Source organism: Parafilimonas sp., from assembly GCF_047606085.1.
In the GTDB taxonomy this organism is placed as follows: Bacteria; Bacteroidota; Bacteroidia; order Chitinophagales; family Chitinophagaceae; genus Parafilimonas.
Genome location: NZ_JASGEX010000231.1, coordinates 1 through 4831, shown reverse-complemented (window position 1 = coordinate 4831; position 4831 = coordinate 1). Strand labels below are relative to the sequence as shown.

The following is a 4831-nucleotide window of genomic DNA, read 5'->3' as shown; positions in this document are numbered from 1 at the left end:
TTAACCCCGAAAAATGGCTCACCCACTTATTTGACAATATCAACAAAACCCCAAAGGAAAATCTACACTCCCTGCTGCCGCAAAATTATCCCTCCCATACTGAACATCAATGATGGGGTTGGACGAAGGAATACTTTTCTCAACCTGTTTTTTAGGATAGAGTTTGTTCAATTTTGTATTTAAGTCGTCAATTACAGTTTCTGTGATTTCAAGTAAGTCAAAGTAAATATGACAATGATATGCAGGGCAACCGTCATAGTTTTTTATGTGAAGTTCTACACCAAGAATTATATTTATATTTTTTGAAACAGCCTCAAGATATATTTTTTTGTTTATAGTGTTGTGGTCTGTAATTGAAATTAAAAAGTCAGAGTTTCCATTGAACTCTTTTATTTTATTTATAAGCGGGTTAAGGTCGTAGTTCTCGTTAATCTGGTCTGGATTGTCAGATGTATGAATATGTATATCCGTATATATTGGATTCATTATAGTGTTTTGGATTTATGAATTGTCGCTAGACTATAAATATACACAACTTCCTCAATTTTAAATCGTTGTTTCGTAATTTTAAACAACGTAGTCAGATTAGTAAATGAAAATTCCCCAATCCATAATAAACCGTCTCAATAAAAGATATGTAACAGCTATCGACGTTCATGGGACGATCCCGAATGATTTTATTTGGATAGCTAAGGACGCTAAGGCTTTTCTCGACAAAGCGATTAGAAAAGGAAATGCAGTGAGCTTGGATGATATTGACTATTTGCTTTCGGAAAAAGATTTCTGGGACATAGAACATTTTGAAGATTTCTGCCAGAATATTTACTTCACGTTTAAGCCTGGCTTTACCACCAAACTGATTCGCCGCCTGCCGGATGTCAATAAAGAAGACCTGGATTATTTTCTTCAAATCCTCGGGCACTACCCTTCTGCCTATCCGGACGCCATCAACCACCCGACCGATCCCTACCTGCATTTTATTGGCAAAAAACTATCCAGCCTGAACAATAAAAATATGCTTGACGAGGTGATCCGGCTGGATAAAGAAAACCGGTAACGAAAACCCGAACCAATAAAAACCCGGATGGCTTTGCCGGGGCTGTAGCCAGTATGATTACCATTTTTAAAGAGCTGGGATATTTTAAAGATGATTTTTCCTTCCCTGAAATACTGGATGCTTATCTAAAAGAGACCGGTAACTCTATTGGTAAGCTCAATAATTTTAAGAGAAACTACCTGGCAGATAATTATTATTTGCGTTATAAAGCATCTCTCGAAGACCTAAACCTCAAAAAATACCAGGAAAACGCCTCACATTCCTGATTTTCCGCCACACTGACTTGATATGCCTTCAGGGTGAGACTATGTTGCGCTCATTGTTCACAATTAAAAACAATTAGTAATGAGCGTAAGTAATCCTTTTGAACAAATTAATGAACGGCTGGATCAGATTCAAAAATCTTTGATCGCCTGGTTTTCTAAACAGGAAAACAGGGAAAAACAGCCGGATCGTACTTACAGTGCTGATTTCCTCACCCTTCCGGAAGTTGCTATTATCCTGAAAAAACCTATTGGAACAGTTCGTGGGTATATCCATTCCCGCGGACTGCCGGCAAAGAGGCTGGGCAAGCCTTACCTGGTGCGTAAAGACGACTTTACTGAATGGCACAGTAAATGGCAAGGCGTCCATAACCGGGACACCATGGCCATCCGCAAAATATTACAACAGGACTGGCAGTTAAAACCATCGGACAACTCCAACAGTTACCTGCAATACCGTTTGGGGACGGATGGCAGTATTTACGAGTTCATGCAAAAAGGCCGGTTTTACAGCCTTCAGAAAAGCGAGGTGCTGAAGCTCAATAATATTGATGATTTTGATGACAACAATACAAGCTAATCAGTATCAAATAATTACCGTCATCAAAATTGTCATCAACCTTTCATCAAAAAATACCAATGATGACAAACAAAATCTTTTGATGACAAAATGATGAAGACATAACCTGTTCATCATAAGACTATTGCAAACATTTTCATCAAATCATCAAAAAAATGAAAAGTTATGACCCCTAAAAAAAGAATTGTGAGCAGGCAAAGAAAATAGACATTGTCACCTACCTGGAACAGCTAAATTTCAGACCTACCAAAGTGCAGGGTAATGACTATTGGTATTATTCCCCTTTTCATAAAGAACATACCCCATCCTTTAAAGTAAACAGGAAGCTAAATGTATGGTACGATCACAGTTTGGGTAAAGGAGGCAACCTGGTGGATTTTGGTATAGCTTACCATCAATGCTCTGTGGCTGAGTTCCTTGAAAAACTGAACAGCCTGCAACACCATTTTTCTTTTCACCAGCAAAACCAACCGGTCATTAAAACCGCACCTTACCAGGCAGAAAAGTCCAATCCTAAAATCCAGGTACTGGAAATTAAAAACCTTCAAAACCTGGCATTGAAAAATTACTTTCAGAAAAGAGCAATTTCAGTTTCCAACGCTGAAAAATATTGTAAAGAAGTTATTGTAGAAACAGCACAAAAAAAGTTCTCATTGATCGGGTTTAAAAATGATTCAGGAGGTTTTGAGCTCTGTAGTATTGGAGATTTTAAAAGCACTATTGCGCCAAAAGATGTCAGCTTTTTTCAGAATGATAAACCGGCTTTAGCTGTTGTGGAAGGCTTGTTTGATTTTCTTTCACTGCTCGAAAAGCAGGATAAGATACTACCCGAACTGACAAATTTTCTGGTGCTTAATTCCTTGTCTTTTTTTGAAAAAGCAATGCCTTTAATGAACGAACATGAGCGGGTATATCTCTTATTGGATAACGATACTGCCGGTAACCGTTGCACTTCCCTGGCAACAGGCTTATCCCAAAAGTTCATCAATCTGTCCCACAAATACGGGCTTTACAAAGATCTTAATGAGTGGCTGGTGAAAGAAAAAACCCTCGCACCTGAGCAGACCCGCGGGAGAGGCTTAGGCCGTTGAGCTGGCAGGAGCCAGCTATGTTCTCGTGGGCTCGTATCCTCACCCACTTTGAACATGCTGGCCCATTCATGCCGCTTTGGGGCGGCATTCATGGGGGGGGGGCAAAGCGCGGTGGATCACTAATAAACTTAATGTAGTATGGATAATATAAATCATAAGAATAAGGGCAGCAGGCCAAAGAAAACAATACAGCGCAGCCATCGCTTACGGGTGGCTTGCAGCGCATTGGAGTTGGAAATAATTGAAGGAAAAGCAAAGCAGGTGCAACTTACCATATCAGAGTTTTTACGTGAAGCTGCATTAAACAGCCAGATATTTTCCCGGCAAAAAACATTGCCCAAAGAAGTTTTGGAGTTCACAGCGCAGCTCAATCACCTTGCAGCTAATGTTAATTCACTGGCTTATAAAAATAATGCTGCGCAAATATTTAACGCGTTTGAAAGGTTGGAACTAAAACAACTGGCAGCAGATGTAAAGCAATTAGCGCAGGACATTAAAAACCATTTACAATGATTGGAAAGGCGATCACAGGCAAAGGATTTGGCGGATGTATCAGCTACTGCCTGGAAGATAAAAAAATGAGACGTGATAAAGACCAGGCGGTGATGCAAAACCGTGCGGAGATATTGCTTTTCAATAAATGTTTTGGTAATAAAAAAGAGTTGGTACAGCAGTTTAACGAAGTGCGAAAACTAAATCCCAAACAGTCCAGGCCGGTGTTTCATTTTACATTGAGCATGGCTCCGGGAGAAGTCCTGTCCAGGGCACAGCTCATCCAAGTCGTAAGGGATTGTTCAGAAGAATTTGGGTTTTCGGATAATCAGTTTTTAGCGGTAGAGCATAAGGATACACAGCACCAGCATATACATATCGTGGCCAATCGAATAGGTTTTACCGGCAGAACAAATGTATCCGACAGTAACAGTTATAAGCGGATGGCGCAGTTCTGCCGGAAAATGGAACAGAAATACCAGTTGCAGCATGTATTAAGCCCCCGGCGTTTTTTGCCAAAAGCTCAGCAACAATTACCAAGAAGCGACCAGCGAAAGGAAGAGATGAAAGCACGGTTAAAGCAAATTCTGTATGCATCAAAAACATTTGAAGGTTTTGAGCAAAAGGCAAAAGAACGGGGTATTGATATTGTTAAGGGTCGTGGCATCGCTTTTATAGATAACAAGGGCGTAAAAGTAAAGGGCAGCGATATGGGGTTATCTCTACAAGCCGTTTTGAAACAACTCGAACGGAACCAGAACAAAATAAATCAGCATGAAATAAAATACATCAACATAAATCAACATAAACGGGGTTTACACTTATGAATGAAACAATATTAAACGAAATTCTTAAAGAGGTGCTGGAAGAGCAGCGGGAAAATACCGTCAACACCGGCTTAATGGCAAAAGCGACCGAGAACCTGTCCGATAAAATAACCGGTATAGAAGAAAAAGCAACGGGATTAAAGATCACTGCGCCTGAGCCTGATTTAGAACCGATAAAAGAGCTGCTCAAAAAGCACTTTCAAATATTGCGGGCGTTGATAGATGCACAGCCCAAGGAAGTACGGCAAGTAAAGCAGATAATGCTTTTTCCTATTGAAAGCCACAAGCTGGAGTTTTACAAAGCCGTCCTGGGGCAGCTTTTCAAATGGGCTGCTATCCTGGTTATTGTGCTGGTGGTTATTTTTAAAATTGAGCATTACCTAAAATAACTGTCTTAGAGCCTGTTTAAAATTTATTCAATAAAAGTTTTATAGCGGACAGTTTGACCATTTCTTCCGATGATTCCATGAGTAGTTCATAGTTTCTACACAATCTGCGGTCATTGTCAAACCAGGAGAAGG

Annotated in this window: 8 protein-coding genes; 7 read left to right on the top strand and 1 reads right to left on the bottom strand. The window is 40.0% G+C overall.

Annotated features, from left to right (window positions below):
- Nucleotides 1-39: 39 nt before the first annotated feature.
- A complete protein-coding gene (locus tag QM629_RS20645) occupies nt 40-486 on the bottom strand; it encodes a hypothetical protein (RefSeq protein WP_415161805.1) in 447 nt (148 codons plus the stop codon).
- Between the two features lie 106 nt (nt 487-592).
- On the opposite strand from QM629_RS20645, the gene QM629_RS20640 reads away from it, so the two are divergent.
- The 7 genes from QM629_RS20640 to QM629_RS20610 all read left to right on the top strand — a co-directional run bounded on the left by QM629_RS20640 (nt 593) and on the right by QM629_RS20610 (nt 4699).
- Nucleotides 593-1057: a hypothetical protein gene (locus QM629_RS20640; RefSeq protein ID WP_415161804.1), complete on the top strand. Its 465-nt coding sequence runs from the start codon at nt 593-595 to the stop codon at nt 1055-1057.
- A 53-nt stretch (nt 1058-1110) separates the two neighbouring features.
- Nucleotides 1111-1323 carry a hypothetical protein gene (locus QM629_RS20635; protein WP_415161803.1) on the top strand — a complete coding sequence of 71 codons (213 nt, stop codon included), beginning with the start codon at nt 1111-1113 and terminating at the stop codon, nt 1321-1323.
- A 79-nt stretch (nt 1324-1402) separates the two neighbouring features.
- Nucleotides 1403-1900, top strand: a complete 498-nt coding sequence (locus QM629_RS20630; RefSeq protein WP_415161802.1) for a helix-turn-helix domain-containing protein — start codon at nt 1403-1405, stop codon at nt 1898-1900.
- Between the two features lie 203 nt (nt 1901-2103).
- Nucleotides 2104-2991 carry a CHC2 zinc finger domain-containing protein gene (locus tag QM629_RS20625; RefSeq protein ID WP_415161806.1) on the top strand — a complete coding sequence of 296 codons (888 nt, stop codon included), beginning with the start codon at nt 2104-2106 and terminating at the stop codon, nt 2989-2991.
- A gap of 138 nt (nt 2992-3129) precedes the next feature.
- Nucleotides 3130-3504, top strand: coding sequence for a plasmid mobilization protein (locus tag QM629_RS20620; protein WP_415161801.1), 375 nt, complete (start codon nt 3130-3132; stop codon nt 3502-3504).
- Nucleotides 3501-4310 (top strand): relaxase/mobilization nuclease domain-containing protein, encoded by an 810-nt coding sequence (locus tag QM629_RS20615; RefSeq protein WP_415161800.1) that lies wholly within the window; start codon nt 3501-3503, stop codon nt 4308-4310. The genes QM629_RS20620 and QM629_RS20615 overlap by 4 nt, the downstream gene beginning before the upstream one ends.
- On the top strand, nt 4307-4699 hold the full coding sequence (locus QM629_RS20610) for a hypothetical protein (RefSeq protein WP_415161799.1): 393 nt from the start codon (nt 4307-4309) through the stop codon (nt 4697-4699). The genes QM629_RS20615 and QM629_RS20610 overlap by 4 nt, the downstream gene beginning before the upstream one ends.
- Nucleotides 4700-4831: the final 132 nt, after the last annotated feature.